This is a genomic window from Nocardia sp. Tas62D01 (assembly GCF_055232035.1).
Map to the genome: position 1 here is coordinate 13,862 of NZ_JBUYUZ010000003.1, position 19,485 is coordinate 33,346.

General features: G+C 66.0%; 23 protein-coding genes. 7 read left to right on the forward strand and 16 right to left on the reverse strand.

Features of this window, described 5'->3' with window-relative positions:
• Positions 1-97 precede the first annotated feature (97 nt).
• Genes ACV7NQ_RS47765 through ACV7NQ_RS47775 form a run of 3 tightly spaced genes read left to right on the forward strand, consistent with a single transcriptional unit; the run spans position 98 to position 2,676 of the window.
• Positions 98-523, forward strand: a complete 426-nt coding sequence (locus ACV7NQ_RS47765; protein WP_463366211.1) for a hypothetical protein — start codon at positions 98-100, stop codon at positions 521-523.
• A 44-nt stretch (positions 524-567) separates the two neighbouring features.
• Complete coding sequence (locus ACV7NQ_RS47770; protein WP_463366212.1) at positions 568-1,770, forward strand: hypothetical protein; 1,203 nt, start codon at positions 568-570, stop codon at positions 1,768-1,770.
• Positions 1,771-1,791: 21 nt separating this feature from the next.
• Positions 1,792-2,676 carry a RusA family crossover junction endodeoxyribonuclease gene (locus ACV7NQ_RS47775; RefSeq protein WP_463366209.1) on the forward strand — a complete coding sequence of 295 codons (885 nt, stop codon included), beginning with the start codon at positions 1,792-1,794 and terminating at the stop codon, positions 2,674-2,676.
• 756 nt (positions 2,677-3,432) lie between these two features.
• Here ACV7NQ_RS47775 and ACV7NQ_RS47780 read toward each other — a convergent pair.
• On the reverse strand, positions 3,433-4,122 hold the full coding sequence (locus ACV7NQ_RS47780; protein WP_463366213.1) for a hypothetical protein: 690 nt from the start codon (positions 4,120-4,122) through the stop codon (positions 3,433-3,435).
• 595 nt (positions 4,123-4,717) lie between these two features.
• On the opposite strand from ACV7NQ_RS47780, the gene ACV7NQ_RS47785 reads away from it, so the two are divergent.
• A complete protein-coding gene (locus ACV7NQ_RS47785; RefSeq protein ID WP_463366207.1) occupies positions 4,718-5,350 on the forward strand; it encodes a hypothetical protein in 633 nt (210 codons plus the stop codon).
• Between the two features lie 328 nt (positions 5,351-5,678).
• Here the strand turns inward: ACV7NQ_RS47785 and ACV7NQ_RS47790 are convergent, their stop codons facing one another.
• Positions 5,679-6,500, reverse strand: a complete 822-nt coding sequence (locus ACV7NQ_RS47790) for an abortive infection family protein (protein ID WP_463366206.1) — start codon at positions 6,498-6,500, stop codon at positions 5,679-5,681.
• A 252-nt stretch (positions 6,501-6,752) separates the two neighbouring features.
• Between ACV7NQ_RS47790 and ACV7NQ_RS47795 the strand changes: the two genes are divergently transcribed.
• Together ACV7NQ_RS47795 and ACV7NQ_RS47800 are read left to right on the forward strand one after the other, a co-directional pair.
• On the forward strand, positions 6,753-7,346 hold the full coding sequence (locus ACV7NQ_RS47795) for a hypothetical protein (protein ID WP_463366205.1): 594 nt from the start codon (positions 6,753-6,755) through the stop codon (positions 7,344-7,346).
• A gap of 147 nt (positions 7,347-7,493) precedes the next feature.
• Positions 7,494-8,027: a hypothetical protein gene (locus ACV7NQ_RS47800; protein WP_463366204.1), complete on the forward strand. Its 534-nt coding sequence runs from the start codon at positions 7,494-7,496 to the stop codon at positions 8,025-8,027.
• A gap of 16 nt (positions 8,028-8,043) precedes the next feature.
• On the opposite strand, the gene ACV7NQ_RS47805 is transcribed toward ACV7NQ_RS47800, so the two are convergent.
• Positions 8,044-8,376 carry a hypothetical protein gene (locus ACV7NQ_RS47805; protein WP_463366203.1) on the reverse strand — a complete coding sequence of 111 codons (333 nt, stop codon included), beginning with the start codon at positions 8,374-8,376 and terminating at the stop codon, positions 8,044-8,046.
• A gap of 7 nt (positions 8,377-8,383) precedes the next feature.
• Positions 8,384-9,145: a hypothetical protein gene (locus ACV7NQ_RS47810; RefSeq protein WP_463366202.1), complete on the reverse strand. Its 762-nt coding sequence runs from the start codon at positions 9,143-9,145 to the stop codon at positions 8,384-8,386.
• 72 nt (positions 9,146-9,217) lie between these two features.
• Between ACV7NQ_RS47810 and ACV7NQ_RS47815 the strand changes: the two genes are divergently transcribed.
• Positions 9,218-9,436: a hypothetical protein gene (locus tag ACV7NQ_RS47815; protein WP_463366201.1), complete on the forward strand. Its 219-nt coding sequence runs from the start codon at positions 9,218-9,220 to the stop codon at positions 9,434-9,436.
• A 187-nt stretch (positions 9,437-9,623) separates the two neighbouring features.
• On the opposite strand, the gene ACV7NQ_RS47820 is transcribed toward ACV7NQ_RS47815, so the two are convergent.
• From ACV7NQ_RS47820 to ACV7NQ_RS47875, 12 genes are all read right to left on the reverse strand, one after another.
• Entirely contained in the window at positions 9,624-10,190 is a 567-nt protein-coding gene (locus ACV7NQ_RS47820) for a hypothetical protein (protein ID WP_463366200.1), read from the reverse strand.
• Positions 10,191-10,250: 60 nt separating this feature from the next.
• Positions 10,251-11,519: a hypothetical protein gene (locus tag ACV7NQ_RS47825; protein ID WP_463366199.1), complete on the reverse strand. Its 1,269-nt coding sequence runs from the start codon at positions 11,517-11,519 to the stop codon at positions 10,251-10,253.
• A gap of 30 nt (positions 11,520-11,549) precedes the next feature.
• The gene (locus tag ACV7NQ_RS47830; protein ID WP_463366198.1) at positions 11,550-12,659 is read right to left on the reverse strand and encodes a nuclease-related domain-containing protein; all 1,110 of its coding nucleotides are present in this window, start codon (positions 12,657-12,659) and stop codon (positions 11,550-11,552) included.
• A 117-nt stretch (positions 12,660-12,776) separates the two neighbouring features.
• Positions 12,777-13,193 carry a hypothetical protein gene (locus tag ACV7NQ_RS47835; protein WP_463366197.1) on the reverse strand — a complete coding sequence of 139 codons (417 nt, stop codon included), beginning with the start codon at positions 13,191-13,193 and terminating at the stop codon, positions 12,777-12,779.
• 144 nt (positions 13,194-13,337) lie between these two features.
• A complete protein-coding gene (locus ACV7NQ_RS47840) occupies positions 13,338-13,679 on the reverse strand; it encodes a hypothetical protein (protein WP_463366196.1) in 342 nt (113 codons plus the stop codon).
• Positions 13,672-14,340: a hypothetical protein gene (locus tag ACV7NQ_RS47845; protein WP_463366195.1), complete on the reverse strand. Its 669-nt coding sequence runs from the start codon at positions 14,338-14,340 to the stop codon at positions 13,672-13,674. The genes ACV7NQ_RS47840 and ACV7NQ_RS47845 overlap by 8 nt, the downstream gene beginning before the upstream one ends.
• 1,106 nt (positions 14,341-15,446) lie before the next feature.
• Positions 15,447-15,974 (reverse strand): hypothetical protein, encoded by a 528-nt coding sequence (locus tag ACV7NQ_RS47850; protein WP_463366214.1) that lies wholly within the window; start codon positions 15,972-15,974, stop codon positions 15,447-15,449.
• A gap of 106 nt (positions 15,975-16,080) precedes the next feature.
• Entirely contained in the window at positions 16,081-16,815 is a 735-nt protein-coding gene (locus ACV7NQ_RS47855; protein ID WP_463366215.1) for a hypothetical protein, read from the reverse strand.
• 59 nt (positions 16,816-16,874) lie between these two features.
• Complete coding sequence (locus ACV7NQ_RS47860; RefSeq protein ID WP_463366216.1) at positions 16,875-17,696, reverse strand: ADP-ribose pyrophosphatase; 822 nt, start codon at positions 17,694-17,696, stop codon at positions 16,875-16,877.
• On the reverse strand, positions 17,693-17,878 hold the full coding sequence (locus ACV7NQ_RS47865; RefSeq protein WP_463366217.1) for a hypothetical protein: 186 nt from the start codon (positions 17,876-17,878) through the stop codon (positions 17,693-17,695). The genes ACV7NQ_RS47860 and ACV7NQ_RS47865 overlap by 4 nt, the downstream gene beginning before the upstream one ends.
• A gap of 71 nt (positions 17,879-17,949) precedes the next feature.
• A complete protein-coding gene (locus ACV7NQ_RS47870; protein WP_463366218.1) occupies positions 17,950-18,255 on the reverse strand; it encodes a hypothetical protein in 306 nt (101 codons plus the stop codon).
• Between the two features lie 170 nt (positions 18,256-18,425).
• Positions 18,426-19,250 carry a DUF5131 family protein gene (locus ACV7NQ_RS47875; RefSeq protein ID WP_463366219.1) on the reverse strand — a complete coding sequence of 275 codons (825 nt, stop codon included), beginning with the start codon at positions 19,248-19,250 and terminating at the stop codon, positions 18,426-18,428.
• Positions 19,251-19,485 lie beyond the last annotated feature (235 nt).

Consider the following 19,485-nt stretch of genomic DNA (forward strand, 5'->3'; position numbering starts at 1 on the left):
ACTCGGCGGACACGGAAGGAACCGGCTCGGCGACGCGTGAAGGGGCAGGGGACTCCTGCTTTGGAGCGAGATGAATAGCCGGTGCCACGTTGAATCCGTGCAGCTCACGGGCCTTTGCGGCATTCTTCCCGTCGTGCCTTGCTGGAATTCCATTCTTTCCCGTGACCACCTCGCCGCAGTACTTCGGGCGGCGACCGTGGAGGGACTTCGCGTAGACCGGATTACCGCACAGATGACCCTCGTCATCCATCACGAACTCGCAGGTCCCGACCTGCTCGCCAACAGGCACCCTTTGGCCGCGCTCAGTCTCGATCATCACGTCGCCTTTCCGTTTCGTTTCCCGTCTGGTACCCTCTCATCCTACAAGAAAAATACCCCGGAAGTCAAGAAAGAAAGGAAAGAAAAAATGAGGAAGAAAGAGAAAGTAAGTAAAGAACAAACTGTTTGTTCTTTACTTACTTTCTCTTTCTTCCTCATTTTTTCTTTCCTTTCTTTCTTGACTTCCGGGGTATTTTTCTTGTAGGATGAGAGGGTACCAGACGGGAAACGAAACGGAAAGGCGACGTGATGATCGAGACTGAGCGCGGCCAAAGGGTGCCTGTTGGCGAGCAGGTCGGGACCTGCGAGTTCGTGATGGATGACGAGGGTCATCTGTGCGGTAATCCGGTCTACGCGAAGTCCCTCCACGGTCGCCGCCCGAAGTACTGCGGCGAGGTGGTCACGGGAAAGAATGGAATTCCAGCAAGGCACGACGGGAAGAATGCCGCAAAGGCCCGTGAGCTGCACGGATTCAACGTGGCACCGGCTATTCATCTCGCTCCAAAGCAGGAGTCCCCTGCCCCTTCACGCGTCGCCGAGCCGGTTCCTTCCGTGTCCGCCGAGTCTGCGGCCAATACTTTCGTTACATCCACTTCCGTTACATCGCACGCCGCGGAGTCGGCCGGTGACGAATCCAATCGGCCGGTGACCGAGGCGCGCGAGCAGTTCGCCGCGCTCGTTGAGCAGTTCCAGGCCGCCGCCGAGAAGATCGCCCAGGCCGCCGAGAAGATCGCTCCGGAAGCTCACGCGGTAATCGGGGCTGCCGCGGCTGCCGGGGCAGCTGAGCGCGAGATCATCCAGGTCGTGACCGCTGCGGAGGAGGAGCTGGTCCACGCGAACGCGCAGCGCAAGATCGCGGAGGAGTTGGCGCAGGAGCGCCGCAATCTCGCCGAAAAGCACGCTGAGGAGCGTCGTCGGATGGCGGTTGAGCGTGACGAGGCGAAAGCTGAGGCAGTGGCTGCGAAGACGGAGGCGGATCAAGCTGTTTCCGAGGCTCAGAAGACGGCGGTGGACGCGATCCAGGCCGCTCAGGATGAGGCTGCCGAGGCGGTTGCCGCTGCCGTTGCGGAGCGTGACGAGGCGCTGAGGGAAGCCGAGGAGCAGCGGAGGCGTGCGGACCGGATTGCAGCCGAGTCCGCTGCAACTGCCCAGAAAGCAGCCGAGGATACGCGAGTTGCTCATGACCAGGTCCAGGCCGCTCAGCGGGCGCGGAAGCACGCGGAAGACGAAGCCGTGCATCTTCGGAAGCAGGTGGATCAGCTCATCGACAACCTGGACAAGGAGCGGAAGCGCCGCGACGAGGATGACGAGCGGTACCGGACGCGGCTCAAAGAGGTAACCGACTACTACAGCGCAATGCTGAAAAATGCCACTGCGGCGGTACACAATGTCGCGCAGGGGGAAGAAAGTAAGAATATTCCCTCTCCGACCACCCCGCGTACTCAGGGCTGATTCCGAGAGGGCTTGGATGTGGTGAACAACCCAGCAGCGGCGGCGCGGGCGGACATCGGCGCGGGTTCCGCGATTATCGAATTGTCTTGGACGGCACCGCCTCTCACGCTGAACCAGCGTCGTGCGACGCGTGGCGCCATGTTCGCCCGCGCCGCGAAGATCGCGGAGGTCCGCCAGGAGGTCTATGAGCGGGCGACGGCGGCGCGACTGCCTCGTGGCCTCGACCATGTCACTGTGACGCTGCACTACCGCCCGAGAGACAATCGGCGGCGGGACACGGACAACCTGGTCGACACTGCTAAGCCGGCCTACGACGCGCTCACCGACGGTCGGCCTGCGCGGCTCTCGCGGCCGAAGGACCCCAAGAAGAAGCCGCGGCTGATCCCTGCCCAGCTCGGGTGTGGCCTGGTGCTCGATGACACCCCCGAGTTCATGGCCAAGCCCGAGCCGATCATCCACCGTGCCGAGAAGGGCAAGGGCGGCGCGATGTGGCTGGAGATCACCTGGGATGCGCAGCCGTCCGACAGCGTGCCTGCAGAGCCCGCTCCCGTGCCAGATCCGGTTGTGTTTCCATCGGCGCCAGTTGAGCAGGCTCATCCCGTCAGAACGGCGTGCAGCGCCCCGAAACGTGCCGCCGAGAGCAGGCAGCGGCGGCCAGCTCAGCGACCTGCTTTGCACGCGGTCCCTGCCGCGCCCATTTCTTCCCCCGGCATCGGGGTGTCAGCGATGCCAATGCCTATTTCTTCCCCAGCTTCGGCGACGTCGAGCAGTCACTGCTCGGTGTGCGGCAAGGAGATCGTGCAGCCTGCCACCGGCCGACCTCGCAAGACGTGTTCAGGCGCGTGCCGAGTTCGCGCATCTCGAGCTGCTGCGGCGGAAAAAATGCTTTCGTCCCCTCACGGGTGAACACACGCGGCGGAGGCCGGGACGCGCGTTCAGCGGTCCGGGCCTTCGTGCTGTCTCGCGTCCGTGCTCCGTGGTGAGCGCTGTCTGGTCCACCCGAAGGTGGCGGCGCACCATCCGATCGCCTGCGGCGCGCCACCTTGAGTTGGAGCTGCGGTGAACGCTACGTCCAACTCAAGGTGACACTGCGCGAGCGAGGTCCGCAGGCCGAGTCAGCCCAGGACGCGCCTCATGTGCTCGCGGTCAGCCAACTCAGAGACTGTGGCGTCGGGGTAGAGGTCGGCGCAGGCCCGGCCGTCCTGGGTCCAGTCGTGCTCCCACGCCCGCGGGAAGTGCGGGCCGGAGACGTTGCCGAAGGCGTACCGGCCGTCATCGACGCCGATCCGCAGCCGGGCGGGCTGCGAGGGCCGACTACTGGCGCCCGCGCGGGCGGGGCACCGGGGGCAGGTGTCGGCCGGCCCGGTTCCAGTTCGATCTGGAGCCAGGCAGGGACCGGGCCGGGTAGTGCCCCGGAGGTGGGGACCGGGGTAGCCGGGGCATGCCCCGGCTCCCGGACCATCGGCGGCCCCGGGGTAGGTCGTGGCGGGGTGTGCCCCGGGGTAGGTCGCGGCGGCCTGCCCTGGGGTAGCCCAGGGGTAGCCACCCAGGGCAGGCCTGTTGCCCCGCGCAGGTTCACCGGGGCACTTCCAGAGATCGGGCCACTGCCCTACCGGACCGCGCTGTTCAACTACTGCACGTCCGCAACCGATATCCGAACGGTCAGCAGCCCTTGCCGCGGAGCTCATCGAGGAAGGTCTCGGTGGCCGCGGTGAGGTTCTCCATGAGGTCGAGCGCCCCGACGGTTTCCCGCCCGAAACCGGGTGCATCGATGTGTTCGATGTACGCAGACTCCCCGGGGAGGATGGCCGGCTCGACCCCTTTCGGGTTGTTTGCCTTCAACGCGCGCAGCAGGCTGGTGCGCGCAAGAACAGCACCGTCTGTGATGGGCAGTGCGGCCGCGGGAAGTTCGGTGATGTGCTCGTTGATGCGATCGAACGTCGCCGCCCCCTTGAATACCAGGACGTGCAGCGTCCTGTGCTTGTCCCGGTTGACTAGGTCGTTGAGGATGTGCAGGCCGTGCGACTCCGGATCTGCCTTCGCCTGAACGAACGGCTGTTTGTCGCGCACGAAAGCCCATACCGTTGGATCAACCCACTTCGCGTACTGCTTGTCCTTGTCAGGCCACTTGGTCGGGTCGATCACGATAGGGAACTGAATCCCCTTCTGCTCCTTCTCGGTCAGGGTGGTGTGCCGAGCGACGATATGGCCGAACAGCGCGTGGTCGAGCGCGCCTCGCAAGTTCGTGAGGACGTCTCCGATCACAAGCCCCCATTCCTCCGACGGCGGCGTCGTCTTGACCCTCGCGACATATTCCACGGTCACCTGCGAGGAATCGAGCGGGTCGTTCATCTGCCTCATCTTGAAGGTGATCGCGTCACTGTCCCGGTACGAGTGGATGGACGCCTGGAGCTCAGTGAAGTGCTTCTTCGCCCGAGACAACTTCGCATACGCGCTCTGCATGGCGAGCACGATATGCCCTGCGACACAGTGCATTTCCGGCAGACCCGACACGGACAGAACAGGAGGCGCACGAGGCCGTCACTGTCGGAGTGACGCGCCCGCGCCGTTCTCAGACCGAGCGCCAGCCGCCGCTCGCCGGACTCGGCATCGACATAGACGATCTCGAACTCGCCGTCCCCAGTCCGCTGCCACTCCCAGCCGCAGCACGGGCACGCAGTCTTCCGATCGGACCGCGGGCCCATGCCCTCGAAACCCGCAACCTATGTCCGAACTCCGCAACCAGTCCCGCAAACTAACCCCGGACAGAACAGACGAACACAACACAACATCTACAAAACGAACACAACCAACACACAACATCTACAAAACGACAACCAACATCTACAAAACGAACACAACACCATCACCGAAAGGGGTCACACCTTTTGCACCCACGTGGTGATTTTGAGCAATTGCGTCCGACGAAATTCGGTAGCCTGCCGAGATGGAGGCCAAAACGTGCCCGCGATGCGGCACCAAGCTCCCTGCCGCAGGAGGCCGCGGCAGACCTCGACGATGGTGCTCCATCGAGTGCCGGCGTCTCGCGTCCGAGGAACGCCGTGCCGCCCGCAGCACCGGAAAAGTCGTCGAAGTCCACGAGGAAATCCGGGACCGGATCATCGAACGTAGCCGACCGATCAGCGCGGATGGCGCGGTCGACCGTGTGCTGTCCGATGGCGCGGCGACGCGCAAACTGTTGCGCGTGCTCGCGCATCGGATGCGCACAGATCCGCCGATGTCCAACATCGACCGGTGGATACACAAGGGCCTGAAACCGTTCATCTACGAGCTATGGCAGGCGTACCACGCCGCCGAAGAATCGCACCCCGCCGCGATGCCGGAGGTGCTGCCCGCGGCCTACACGCCGCCGAAGAATCGTGCCGCTGCGCACCGTGAGGCTGTCGCCCTGGTGCTCAATTCCCCACGCAGCACCCGTGAAGTTCTGACCACCCTCGCCGCCCGCTCCCGCGACGGCATCCTCGCCAGCAGCGAGCACACCGCCACCGTCGCCGCCGCCAACGATCTACTCAACGCCCTCGTCGCGTCCGGCACCTTGCGGCTCCGCAACACCCGGTAGCTCGGGGTTGAGCCCCGGGGCGGCCCGTACATCTTTTGCACCGTCAGGGCACGCCGCAGGCAGGGCACTGGGGTCGGGTGTCGACGGCTCGATCCAGTTCGATTCGGGGGCCGGGGGCAGGCACCCGGAGCGGGGTAGTGCCCTGGAGGAGGGCACCCCGGGGTAGCCACAGCATGCCCCGGGTTCACTGCCCTGGGCTCGCGGGCGGTCACAGATCCGGACTACACCGTGCGCAGGGGCGCTGTGAGATTGATGTCACCGGCTGGTCGCTCGGGTAGGTCGTCGGTGTCGTGAACCAGCCAGCGCAGGAACGCGACCACGTGCGCGTTCAGGTTCGAGTCGATCCGGGCTGGTCGCGCCAGGGAGCTTGAGGGTCCGCGAGCGTGTCCAGCATGAACTCGCACCACGTTCGTGCTCCGTTCAGGGCGAGATGGGCATGGCGTGCACTGAGTCCCACGCGTTTGCCTGCCTGTCCGTGACCAGTGCCATAACCCCGGTTCCGCAGTTCCGCGATTCCCGACGTGACAGTGGTTGCGCCGCCCAGGATCTTGCGGACAGCTTCGCTGCTGTCAGGGCCACCCGCAAAGTTCGTCGGATGAACGAGCAGAGCCTGCTCAGCGAGGGTGACCAACTTGGGCAGGTCGTCCTTTTCGTTCACTGTCTTGCCTCGTTGGCCGAGGACGACCTTGGCTGTGCTCTCGATAAGTTCCTTGGCGGAGCCGATCACTTGGGCGGGGTCTTCGTGCTCGACGGCGCGGCTGATGCGGTCGAGGTGTTCCCGAATAGCTGACGCGTCCTTCACTGCGGCTATGGCGCTGTCACGCAGGCGGCCAGCTGGACCGCCGGTTATTCGGCCGTTGGGTTCGAGCTGGTAGCCGTCACGGTCGAGCTCCCGTCGAACCGTGCCGAGGTATGCATCTTCGACTCCCTCGATCGTTCGCTCGAACACGCGGAGTGCCCTTTGTACATGTCCGTGGTCGGTCCAGTCGACGACGTCCAGATAGCTTTGATAGAGGCTCCGCCGTTGACCGTTGAGGTCGGGATCTGGGCCAGGAGCAAACCCCTCGTCCTGCCACATTCCATCGATCTCGCGGAGAACGATGCCGGGCGCGAACTCACGGAACGCGCGTCGTGTCGCCGGGGAAATCACGACGGGTCGATTCGCCTGATACTGCACCCACAAACTCTAAGGATCGCGCTAGGTGTGGTGTCTCAGGACGTTGGCGATCGGTCGATGGTTAGTCGGGTCGCAGCTCACGATCGGCGGTTTGTCGTTCATGCGGCCGACCGCATACACTCGCCAGTGCGTTGAACAACTACACTGTTTCAACGCATTCGACCAGAGTTGACCTGGCGAAACAAGAAGGGCCACAAAGGCCTAGCTCTACAGAAGGGACAACACATGTCACTGCCCACGTTCGCGCAGCAGCCGCCGACCGCGACCCGCCCGATGAACATCAACGATGCCGCGGCTGTATTGAAGATCTCGCGAGCCTCCTGCGAGAAACTCATCGCCTGCGGCGTGATTCCAACACCGATCGACGCAGAGCGGATTGGTTCGCTGGCGAGCCGCCCCCGTCTCGTCGTCGCCTCCGGGGAGCTGACCGTGCTGAGGACCGCCGCACGGGCCGCCGCACGTGAGGCCGACCGCGAGTGGATCGGCTTCCACATCGGTTTCAGCGCCCGCGAGCTCGCAGAAGCGGCGCTGTGCTGGTGGCGGTGCGACCCGCAACGGATCCTCGACAACGAGCTGTTCGCGGTAACCGTCGCGACGGTGCCTGTCGCGGTCTACGCCATCACGGCCCTGGAAGACACCTTCCAGGCGTTGGGTGAAGCCGAGACCCGTCATAGGTTCAGCGGCGACCTGCTGGCCCGCTGGGGTCAGCCGCTGACACCGGATATCGACCCGCGCCTGAAGGAGCGTGTCGAGCAGATCATGTCCAGCCGCATCTCGGTCTCCAGCGGCGGCCCGATCGGATACCTGAACGCCGAGTAACCGCCGGTACAGCAAGAGGCCCCCGGAACGAGATCCCGTTCCGGGGGCCTCTTGCTGTACGGCCGCGGCCACCTGCACAAAGCAGGGAGCCAGGCCGCCGACGGAATCCCCTCCGGCGCAGCGAGTCACCTGTATACCCTGAGCGGTATGAGGGAGTCAGGGGACATCGACGCACTCAGGGTCGCGCGCGAGCAGCTGACCTTCGCGATGATCATCAACCCGGGCGGCCCGATGACCCTGGACCAGCGGCTACAACTGGGTTTGCTCGCCGCCCAGGTGGCGCTGGCCGAACGCCTGCCACTGCGGATCAACGGCGAGCGGCGGGTCTTGCAGGACGACGACGAAGAGTTCGTATGGGACGACGAGTTGGTCGAGAAGTTCCTACGTCACCTCCACCCCTCTGGGCTGAAGCTGATCCGGCTGCTGGTCGCTGAAGGAGGCGCAGCCACCCCGGACCGTGTCAAGGAGCTCACCGGCGCCAAGAACCTGGGGGGCATGATCTCGGCCATGCGCCGAGCTGGTGCCGCCACGGCGAAAGTAGCTCCCCCGCCACGCCTGGTGGAAGCACACCACTCCACCAATTCGCAGAACCCGGTGATCCTGGAGTACCGCCTCGCGAAGGGCACCATGCCGCTGATCACTGCGGCGCTCGAACGCATCGACAACGCCGGTCAGGTGTAGACCTGACCGGTTTCCGCTACGGATTGACCGGAGGGCGCACCGCGTCCCACGGCACCCAGTGCGTCAGCGTCACCGCGACCAGGCCGGAGTGGGCGCGCCACTCGATGGCGACGTTGGCGTACCAGACCGGGTCGCGACCCAGCCGCAGCCGAGCCCACGCGTAGAGCATGGCGCGAATCCACTCTTCGTCGAGCCGAAGGTCCAGCGCTGCAGCTTTTTCCCCGAGCGTGACCGGTTCGACACGCGGGCGCTCCCGCAGAGGATGGGTCCACACGCGGCGCGGATCGACCCACACGCGTCGGGGTGGTTCCACGCGCCGCAGTGGCGACGACTTGTCTTCTTCGCTCACCGCCGGCCTATCCGGTCCGAGTGAACGAGGCGGCGGCCGCCGAGGCGGCCTGGTGAGTCCAACAGGTATTCCCGCCAATGGTTCCGGCCAGGGTCACGCGCGAGGTCCGCGGGCGCGCGCCACGGCCGGATACCCGAACGTCGAGGTGGACTGCTTGCAGTCGGCCGCGACCGTGGCCCAGGCCGGTGTAGTCCGCGTGGCGGCATTCCAGTTGGAGATCCGGCCGGGCCCACCCGGGGCCGGTGACGATGAGCACGCCGCCGTGACTGCGGGCCCGCGCGATCACCGCCCTCGAGCGCGACGGCGCCGCGGATCCGACCACATCGAGCACCACCACCGCCAGCCCTTCGAGCAGGATCGCGGCTACGGCCATCGGGTCGTCACCGGGGTCCCGGATGTGCGCGAGCTTTCTGAGGTCGCCGCCCATCTCGTGAAAGGCGAGCCATCCGGCGCGCGGATTGCCCAGTACCGCAACCGATTCGCCTGCAGCGGTCGCGGCGGCCAGCAGTCCGAGTAGCACCGAACCGCCGGTACAGCCGACGACGCTACCGCGGGGCAGACCACCGTCGGGCAGCACTTCACCAAGTCCGCCACTGATCGGCAGGACATCGGTTGTGGTGGTTGCTGGCGGTGCGGATTCGGCACCGACGCGGCCCGGGATCGCGGCCATCTGGGCTCGCAACGCATCCAGCTGCGCGGCACGCGGCAGACCGGCGAGAGCCTTGTCGGCGCCCCCGCTGGACTCCGGAGCCACATTACTATCGAACATATGTTCGTATAATGACACGGCGGGAGCGTGGCGTCGAGGGCCCACTCCACATCGATAGCTGGAAGTTGTCGGATGAGGATTTGGACGCGTGATCGAGATAGTCTGCGTGACGTGGTGAACGCGAAAGATCTGGTCCGCATCGGCGCCGGCGGTGTCTCGGTTTTTCGGGTGGAAACCATCAGCGACGACGGGCAGGCGCTGCTCAAGCCGGTCGAGGATGCGGGCTACATGTTCCCGATGCCGGTGACCTCCCTCGTACCGGCCAGTGAGGCGCAGCAGCCGGAACCATGACCGATCATGCAGCCTTGGACACTGGCTCCTAGCCCTGCTTTCGCGTTCCAATTGGCAAACATCGCCGCCGAGTGCGGTCGGCAGTGCCGTGTGAGGACGATCGACCGGCACAGCCTCTTGGTCGGTCATCACTCGGATCCGCAAGCTGGTGTGACGTACGGCATCCGGGATGTCCGCGATGGCCTGTTCACCCCACGGGGAGCTGAACCACACCAGGAATGGACGGCTGGTCTGGAGCCGGTGAATTGGTGGTGGACTGGGTCATGACCGTCCCCCCGTGAATTGATGCGGAATCCAGTCCTGCGGCCTCCATCGCGTGCTGAACAGGCTGGCAGGGCCACCGGACAACGGTTTTACGGTTGCCCCACATGCGACCATCGGCCCTGCGTTCGGCGGGTGAGCAGGTAACGCACACTCCGCCGAAGGTGGCCGACCACACGTGTTCACCGAATGTGGCGATCAACTCGGTCAGTGCTTGCGGTGCGCAGTCCAGGCGCCGGATCACCGGGGGTGCCGTCCGCAACGCAACCGACTCTGTGGTGATCTCACGATCGGGTTCGGGGATCCAGCTCGGTGAGCGGTCCCGGGCATAGGTGATGGTGCCGTGCTCGACGGTCACCGGCTCGGTGAATGTCGCCCGCCGAACGCCGTTCTCGGTCATCCATGCAATAACCGCGGCCAACTCGTCGCCGAGCCAGTGCCGTGCGTAGGCCTCCAGCCGCCACGAAATCCTGGACAGCTCAGGTGTATTCATCGCTGGGCCTGCGCGTGATGGGTAATTCTGGCGAGGAAATCCGGCAGAGCCAGGCGGATGTCATCGGCGGTGACATCGAGTGAGTATTCGTTCCGGTCGATGAGGTCGGCGATGTCGTAGGCCAGCATGTCCAGGTCGATCTCGTTGGCCACGGCATGAGCAGAACGACCGAGAGCAGCATCCGGAGCCACCGCGGACCGCGCGCTGTGCTGGTGGCGCAATCCAACGGCGGCGAGAACCGGATGCGCGCCGGTCATTGGACTGCCCCCGTCGTCGTGGCGTGCTCCGCCGCTGCGCGATATGCCTCTTCAGCGGTGATGCGCCGGGGCGGCGCAGTTGCTGGCCGAGATCCCGCTCGGCGGCCGCGTTGGCGGCGCGCAGCTCGGGGTTGTCCAGGGTCCAGGTGTCGGGGTAGCGGTGCGCGGCAATGAAATTCGCGTTGCCGATGAGCCGGTCGGCGAACATCTCGATGACGGTGGTGTCGGCGCGGGTGCCGTCGTCGAGCCGTGGACGCAGATCAGCGTGGGCGTCGATGAAGGCGAGAGCCTCTGGCACGAAGCGGATCCGAGCGCCGGTCTCGGCGATCGCACGGCCGATGATGCGGTCCGGCGACCAGCGCGCCGACATCCCGTCCTCGACGGCCAGGTCTATGGCGGTGGTGACCGCGTCGGGGCAGGCGAGCACATGCAGGTCCACTGCGACGACGGCCTGGACAACGACATCGGGGTGATCGCGTCCGGCTTGGGCTTTGGTCTGCTCGTCGAATGCGGTGCCCAGCACCGCATCACGCAGTCGCTCGGCGCGGACGGCGGGGTAGCCGGTGGTGAGGGCGTGCGCGTGCAGCAGCTCGGCGGAGCGCAGTTCGTCGTATCTGGTGGGGTTGTCGCGGCGGCGGCCGTTGCCGTACACGGCGTCGCTGTAAGCGTCGGCGGCGATGGCGTCGAGGATGTCGTCGATGCTGGCTCCGAGTCGGGTGAGGTGCTGGTGCAGGGCGGTGACGGCGGCGAGCAGGCCGCCGCCGTGGTGGTAGGTCGCCAGAACACCGAACTCGGGGCGCTCCAGGTCGCCTATGATGCGGCCGATCCGTCCGGTCGTCGGGTCGCCGTAGAGGGTGTTCACGATGTGCAGACCGTGGGCGGCGAGTGCGATGGCCTGGTGGGCGCCGCGGTGGTCGAGGACCTCGGCGGGCAGCGTGGCGTGCAGCGCAGCGATTTCGGGTGCCAATGTGGTCTCGGGCAGCATCTGGTGCGGGTCGAGTAGCCGGTCCCGGATGCTGGCGTCGGCTGCCGAGGAGGCGCTCTGGCACAGATCGCTGTTGTTGTGGTCCATCACGGTTTTCTTTCTTTCCTGCTGCTGGTCTCAGCAGCCGGATTGGAAGGGGAAGCAGGCCTGGCCGCCGCTGAAGTCAATGCCTTTGCGGGGCGCGGGGGCGGGCGGGGCGAGTTCCGGCGTGGCAGGGGCCTGTGGGGCCGGGGCGTTGACGATGTCGCCGGCGGGCAGCGGTGCGGGCTCGCTGCTGGTGCTGTGGTCGGTGGAGCTCTGGTCGGGGGAGACTGAGCACATCACGTCGACACCGCCACTGATCAGGACCACTGCAGCGCCGAGGAGCACGGCGTTGCGGATCCGGCGGTTGCGGGCGTTGTGAAGCGATGTCCTGGCGGTGGTCAGGGTCATCGCGGTCTCTGGGTGGATCTGCTCTTCGGGGCTGCGGCCGAGGTCGCCGCGGTCGGCTGTGGGCGCGCTGGTCCGGGAGAGGGTCGCTCCTCCGGTCGGGGGCTGGGGGATGACAGCGGCGGGACGTAGCTGCACGACCACCGCGTCACTGTTCGCGGCCGCAGGGGCGGCGTTGGGGAACCCTTCGTCGGCCAAGGCGTGGCGGGTGACGACGTCGGCCAGGTCCAGCGCGGTGAGCAGGGTGTGGACGCGCTCGATGGTCCAGTTCTGTGGGTGCTGGCGGGCGGCGGTGTGCAGCCATCCGCTCAGCGCGGCGTCGTCACCGCCGAGCACGACGTCGCGGCCTGTCGGCATCGGCACCTGGCCTTTGTCGAGCGTGATCTGGCCGCCGTTCGGCTCGACCAGGACCAGGCCTGGCACGAACACGTCGAGCCCCGCCTGATCTGCGACGCCCTTGAGGTTGAACATGGCGTCGGAGACCTGGTTGATCGGGTTGGTGTCACCGTCACGGACGTGAACGGGGTCGCCGTCGATGCCGGGCAGCGACCAGCGGGAGTTCACGCCGCAGGCCAGCACGCCGTTTTTGTTGCGGCCGAGGATGCCTTTGACCTCGATGCATACCAGGGTGTCGGGGGTGATCAATACCAGGTCGGCTTCCTGGCTGGCGCGGCCGCTGCGGTCGGGAATGTGGCAGCCCGAGATCGCGATCCCGGATAGGTCACTGGCCTGAAGCCAGGCGAGCGCAGCCTTTTCCGCGCCCGACATTTTCGGGCGGTTGCCGTTGATGATCAGCATGAGTTTTTTCCCCTGTCGTGGTGGCACCTGGTGGTGCCGTGAACATGTCGTGATGGTGCGATCCGGGCTCGGCGTGTCGAAAGTGCACACCCTGGCCAGGCTGGGTTTCAGTGGCGGCTACGGGTCCAAGGGCCAAGCGGTCGTGGCGCTGGATGGTCCAGCGAAGGTGATCGTGGTGGCCGGTGCGTCGGTGGAGGTCTTGCAGAACATCCAGCAGGACTGCGTCTCGTGTGCGCCCTGGTCGGCGATGAACGCCGTGGTGGTCGCGGCGGCGCGCGCTGGCTCCGGGGCCCGGTCGGTGCAGAACATGACGCAGTCGCCGCTTGCGGGGGCGGGCGGCAGTGCGGCCGCGGGGGCGCGATCGGTGGTCAGCAGGACCGAGAGGCACAAGGCGACTCCGGCGACGAATATGGCCGCCAGCAGCGCGGGGGTGCGGAACAGGAAGGCGACCAGGTGGCCGATCCGGCGACGCAGAGCCAGGGCTGGGCGCAGCCAGGAAGCAGAAGCGGAGCGGAGGCGGGGCTGAATCGACATGGCGGGCGACCCTTTCGGAGAGAGCTCAACAACTATTAACAGTCTAACAGTCCAACTGTTGACAGTCTATATATCGTGAGATCTCTGCAGGGCATACGCAAAGCGGGCCTGGAGCAATGCTCCAGGCCCGCTTTGGATTTCGAGCTACCGCGGCTCCCAGACCCGGATCTTGTCGACGAGCAATTCCCAGACCGCCGTGTCGTGCTCGGCCAGGTCGACCAGGGCCTCGACCATGTCGCGGCGGCTGATGCTGCCGACGCTGCGGGTGCTGGCGCGGCCGCTGGTGCGCACACGCAGTCCGGCCTGCTTGGCCAGCTTGGCCAGCAGGTCGTTCCAGTGATCGCTCTGCTCAGGCGACATCTTGAGTGTCCACGTCAGCCAGTCGGACCGGTCCTCCGTGGAGGATGCCTTGGTTGTGGGGCTGAGCTTGGATCCGTTCTTCAGCGCCTCGGTGATCGAGCCCGCGCGTTCGCCGCTGCTAGACATCGGTTTTGTCCTTTCCATTCGGGTTGATGCCGAGCTCGGTGAGCACGTCGGCGTATGCGGAGTCGACGAGGGTCGTGCCCAGGCTGTACCCGATGGACTCTTTGAGCGTGATCATCGTCTTGAACTGCGGAATTCCAGCCTCGCCCAGCTGCCTGGGCACCTCGGTCGAGTGCCCCGCACTGAGCCGGACCTGCACCAGCAGCACACGGGGGAAGACCGGGTTGTGGCGATCCACCTCACCGGCCAACTCCAACGTCTGCGGCAACTTCCGCACATCCGGCGGATATGGCTTCATGGGCATGATCAGGTTCGTCTTCTGATCGGTGTCGGGTCGCCACAGCGTCTCCCGCAGCAGCTTGTCGCGCTTGGGCTCGACATCGATGATCGAGTGAGGGTAGGACCGTTCCAGCTCGTGCAGCCGTTTCGTGCGCCCGCCTGTCAGGTCGAACGCGTCCAGCCGCGAGCTCGCTCGGCCGCCGCTCATCTCCAGCAGCTTCTCGCGGACCGCCATGATCCACTCGTAGGTGGTCAAGTCGGTGTCGGCGTCGCCGACGAACACCGGCCCGAGGCCGAGCAGCGACATCCAGATAGCCAACTGCGAGGCAGTGGTGGACTTGCCAGCACCACCTTTGAGGATTCCCACCACCGTCCGTTCAGTCATACCCGGAGTATAGACTGTCAGACTTTTAAAAGTCTATATAGTCGGATTCGGCGCGGGGCGTGCGCGGCTGTGGGGTGGGCTGGGGTGCGGGTGGGGTGGGTCGGGGTCCCGCGCCGCGCGTTCATCGTTTTCGCGCGGTTGCGACCCGCTTGCACGTGCCACGTCGCCGCCATCCGCCCCTGCTGCTGTTGTCCGTTCCGCCCGCCCGCGCGGGCAACTCCGACGAACCTTGCGGACGGACAACCGGTGGACCTGCGGCCCGCAAGGTTGGTCGGACGGTTCGAGCTGCCGTTCGGTCCTACCTTGCGGATCGACAGGAGTCGAGTGACGAACCCGCCAGCTCCATCGCTGCCGGGTGGGGGTTCTGCCTGCTCACAACAGCGACTCCGCAACGTTGCCCTGAACTCCGCAACCAGTCCCGCAAGGTAGCCCCGAACAGAACAGCACTCCATAACCACAACCCGGTGGACCTGCGAGCAAATAGCGTGGTTACACCTTTTGCACCCTTCCTATACCCCCCTGAGGTATTTACGTTTCCGCTGGTCACAGCGTTGCGCTGCTCGTCGCGGTGCGGGAAAGGGGTCGGTTGGGGTCGGCGACCCCGCCTCGGTCGCCGGTGCGCGGGGTGGTCGGGGTCGGCTCGGTGGGTCACCCCAACCCCACGCTGGGGTGACCCCGGGTCGGGTTGGGGTTGTTCAAGGGGTTGGGGTCGGTGACCCCAACCGCTCCGGGGTTGCCCTGACCTGGTTGTTAACTCCGAGGGCGCTGCTGCGGCGGGGTGGACCTCTGCTCGATGGGCGAGGCAGCCCGGGGTCGCCGGGTGGGCATCAACCCCATCGACCCCAAGCGAGTGTTGGGGTCGGGGTAGTTGGGGTCGGGGTCGGGTCGCCGACCCTGACCCCCCAGGTTTCCGCTGGTCATCACCAGCACACCCACAACATATGCCCGAACTCCGCAACCACTCGCAAACTAACCCCGGACACCGCAACTTACACCCGAACAGAACAGCTGTGCCGATAGTTCCGCAGGCTGGAAAACAAGCAAATAGCGTGGTCACACCTTTGCATCCTTCCTATACCCCCCTGAGGTATTTACGTTTCCGCTGGTCACAGCGTTGTGCTGCTCGTCGCGGTGCGGGAAAGGGGTCGGTTGGGGTCGGCGACCCCGCCTCGGTCGCCGGTGCGCGGGGTGGTCGGGGTCGGCTCGGTGGGTGACCCCAACTCCACGCTGGGGTGACCCCGGGTCGGGTTGGGGTTGTTCGAGGGGTCGGGGTAGTTGGGGTCGGGGTAGTTGGGGTCGGGGTAGTTGGGGTCGGGGTAGTTGGGGTCGGGGTAGTTGGGGTCGGGGTAGTTGGGGTCGGGGTAGTTGGGGTCGGGGTAGTTGGGGTCGGGGTAGTTGGGGTCGGGGTAGTTGGGGTCGGGGTAGTTGGGGTCGGGGTAGTTGGGGTCGGGGTAGTTGGGGTCGGGGTAGTTGGGGTCGGGGTAGTTGGGGTCGGGGTAGTTGGGGTCGGGGTAGTTGGGGTCGGGGTAGTTGGGGTCGGGGTAGTTGGGGTCGGGGTCGGGTCGCCGACCCTGACCCCTCCTCAGTGCTTGGGCCGGAGCTGTCGACGGACCAGAGCGTCGAGCTCGGTACAAGTCAAGTGGCCGGGAGCGGAAACCGCCCCCGGCCTTTTCATCTTTCAGGTTGGTCACTGCTGACGACTGAGCACATTTGTGTGCCGCAGCATGTCTTGGACCGCGGTCATCGCGTGGCCGCCTCCCATGCGGCGTGCTCGGTTGTCGTTGGTCCGTGATCGTCGGGAACGGTCTGCACATGCCTGGGTCGGCTGCTTGGGGAGGTGAGTTGGTCCCACCACCGCATCACCCATCGGGCGTCGCCGAGGGCGGTGTGTTGCTCGGCTTCGCTCGGGGGTTCGGCGCCGGCCGCGCGGGACAGGTCGTAGCTGCGCATCGGTTCTGCGAGGCCGAGGCGGCCTGCGGCCATGTTGCCCACATCGATCAGGTGGTAGTCCCAGCGCGGCAGCCGCCGATGACGGCGCAGCATCGCGTCCAGGGTGTCGGCGTCGAACCAGACGTTGTAGCCCACGAATCGGGCTCGCCCGTTGGTGCTGGGAGCGGTCCAGGCGTCGACGATGGCAGCGGCGGCGGCCTCTGTCAGGTAGAAGACGTCGTCTTCCACGGTGCGGCCGGCGGATTCGTTGACTATCTGCCAGGTGATCGACGGGGGCGGGTTGTCACGCACCAACGGCGGAATCAGCGCGTACTCCGGGTGTCGCTCATAGAAGCGCCCGACATCGAGCGCGCGGCGATCGGCGTGGGACAGGTCGACGTCTTCGATCAGGATCGTGATCTGCTTCTGCCAGCCGTTCGGTTCACGGCGGATCAGCGCGATCTCCCACGGCCGGCGCAGGTCTGGGTCGGTGTGGGTGGTCTCGATGTCGACGAAGACCAGCGGAGAAGCGGCAAGAGATGACACCGAATTCCTTTCGGATTGAGGGGATTTGGGAGTGGTTTCTCAGGACCTTGGTTCCACGGTCACTGCCGGGGCGGGCCAGCCGCGGCGCCTGGCGGATCGCCGACGCCGACCACGACGTCCTTACCGAGGAGGGCGATGGCCCTTCGCACGTATTCGCCGTGGGAGGCGAATAGTTTCGTGTAGAGCTGGGCGTCTATTGGCGTCCATAGCACCCGTGTCGCGTCGCTGCCCGCTGCGATCCGGACGGCGACAGCCTCGCCGGGGGTGAGGTGGTAGTGCAGGACGGTGGTTTCCATCCACGCGTTGTCGGTGTTCCGGGTGTCGTCCACGTAACCCTGGTAAAGGGTCTGGGCGTGGGCGAAGCCGAGCATCAGGCCGGCCTCCTCGCCGAGTTCCCTGCCCGCGGACTGCCACGGCTGTTCGCCCGGGTCGACTTTGCCGCCAGGCAGGGCCCACTCCCCGGTGTCGCCGCGCTCGATCAGCAGCACCTCGTGAACGCCGTGAATCGTTGTCCTGGTGACGACCGGGTCGGCGGCCTGTGTCGGTCCCCAGCGATCCAACATTCCGCGCCCCTGCAAACCCGTTCTGCCCCGGGGATTCAACGGGTAACCCTGATCATCCCGTTGCACCAGGGGCGTCTCCAGACTGGCGAAGGTTTCGATCCGCCGAGGATCGGCAGGGTCGGGCCGGTCTCCCGGTTTGGCGAATCGGGTGGCGCCTCGCGGCAGATCTACTCGAGGGGGTTGGTATTCGGGAAAGTCGGCCCGCCAAGAGATTTTGTCGGCCGGCACCGGGAACCGTTGAAGGTCGATCCCTGCTATCTCCTTGGCCATTGCCTTGAGTTTCTTGTTGATTCCCGCCGCGAACATCGGGTCACTCATCGCGATCGTGCGATTTCTTCGCGCCGGCGCAGCAGCGACGCCGGATGGAAGGTGAATGTGTCGCTTTCCCAGCGGACCTGGACGCGGGATTTGTCGTGCACCGGGATGCCGAACACGACACCGTGGCCGAACCACGGCGCGGCCGGAAGGTGTACTGGATCGCCGACTTTGAAGAGATTCACTACGGGCTCCTCGGGTTGGTGGCCGGTGCCGCCCGACTTGTACAGCCGAGCGGCACCGGGGTCTGTGGTGGTCAGGCGGCGGTCAGTCCGCGCTCGGCGAAGCGGGCCAGGATGTGCGTGCGTACAGCAGCCGCGACCGCGGCCGGGTCGGCGGGGGTGTAGCCCTCCTCGGCGGGTCCTGCGCCGCCCTGGGTCTGGATGTCGATCAGCTCGTCGAGCTCGGCGGCCGCTCCGGCGGCGCCCTCGACGTGGTCGCGCATGGAGCTCCACATGGAGCGGCCGGGCATCGAGGTCGCGCCCAGGGCCAGGGACAGCACCGCGTCTACCAGGGCGTCGGCCTGGGTGGTGATGGCGGTGGTGAGGTTGGTGTCGGTCATGAGATTCGCCCTTCCGTTGATGGTGGCGGGACCGGGCATGTTCACGATGCCCGTCCTCCTGCAAACACTTTAACAGTTTAAACTGTTATCCGTCTAGATGTTGGTTCGGGGTGTTTTGGCGGGACCGGGGGCCGCAGCGGGTTCACGCCGCTGCGGGCCCCGAAATCCCGTCAGCGACCGGGCATCTCGTCCCAAATCCGCCCATCGAGCAGCCGCCCGCCCGCCTTCGGCCGGATGCCGCCGACCTGTTTGAAGAAGAACGGGATGCCCTGCTCCTGGCAGCGGTCGCGTATGTCGCGGGCCCAGTCCAGATCCAGCGGCGTGAAACCGGGTCCGCTCTCGCCGCCGACGATGACCCAGTCGATGCCCTCGAGGTTCAGGCTCGGCAGCGGGCCCAGCAGCGGCTCCAGCGACAGGAACCGCACCGCGGCCGGCGTCGCCCGCAGCTCGTCGGCGCGCCAGCAGTACTCGTCCGACTCGATCGAGGTGCCGATCCAGACGTTCGACAGCGGCCAGGGCGCGTTGGCGGCCAGCCAGTCGCTGGCGTGGTCACCGCCGTTGCCGTCCTCGAACACCATCGCCAGCGCGATCCGCTCACGGATCGTGGTGTCGGCCAGCAGCTTCGCCAACCGGCGCGGCCTCTTCGTCAACACCTGGAACGTGTGCTGCTGCGCCATGCCCATGACCGCGAACACCGACTCGACGAACCCACGGTCGATCCGGGCGTGCCCGAGGTCACTCATGCTGTTGACGAACACCATGCGGGACCGGCGCCACCGCAGCGGCTCGCCCAGCACGTCCTGGTGGACCGCGACGCCGAAGCCTGGGCCGGACGTGCGCGGGTCACCGTCGGTCTGGTACTTCGGCGAACCCATCGCCTTGAGCCGCTTGGCCATGGCCATGGCGTAGCAGCGGTTGCAGCCCGGCGAGATCCGGTCACACCCGGTCGTCGGATTCCAGGTGGTCTCGGTCCACTCGATGCTCGTCACACTCACCGCTGTCTCCGTTCTTCGTGTTGGTTGGTGATCCAGAGCGCGGGGCCGGTCGCAGCGGGTTCACGCGGCTGCGACCGGCACGCGATCAGGTCAGGTGTGGATCGCCCAGTCGACGGGCTTGCCATGGTCGGTGGCGTAGGCGATTTCCGAGCGGGTGGATTCGCCGTGGTACCGGGTGTGATCGGTGACGACGACGATGCGGTCGGCGAGGTCGATCTTGTGGCGGTGCAGGACA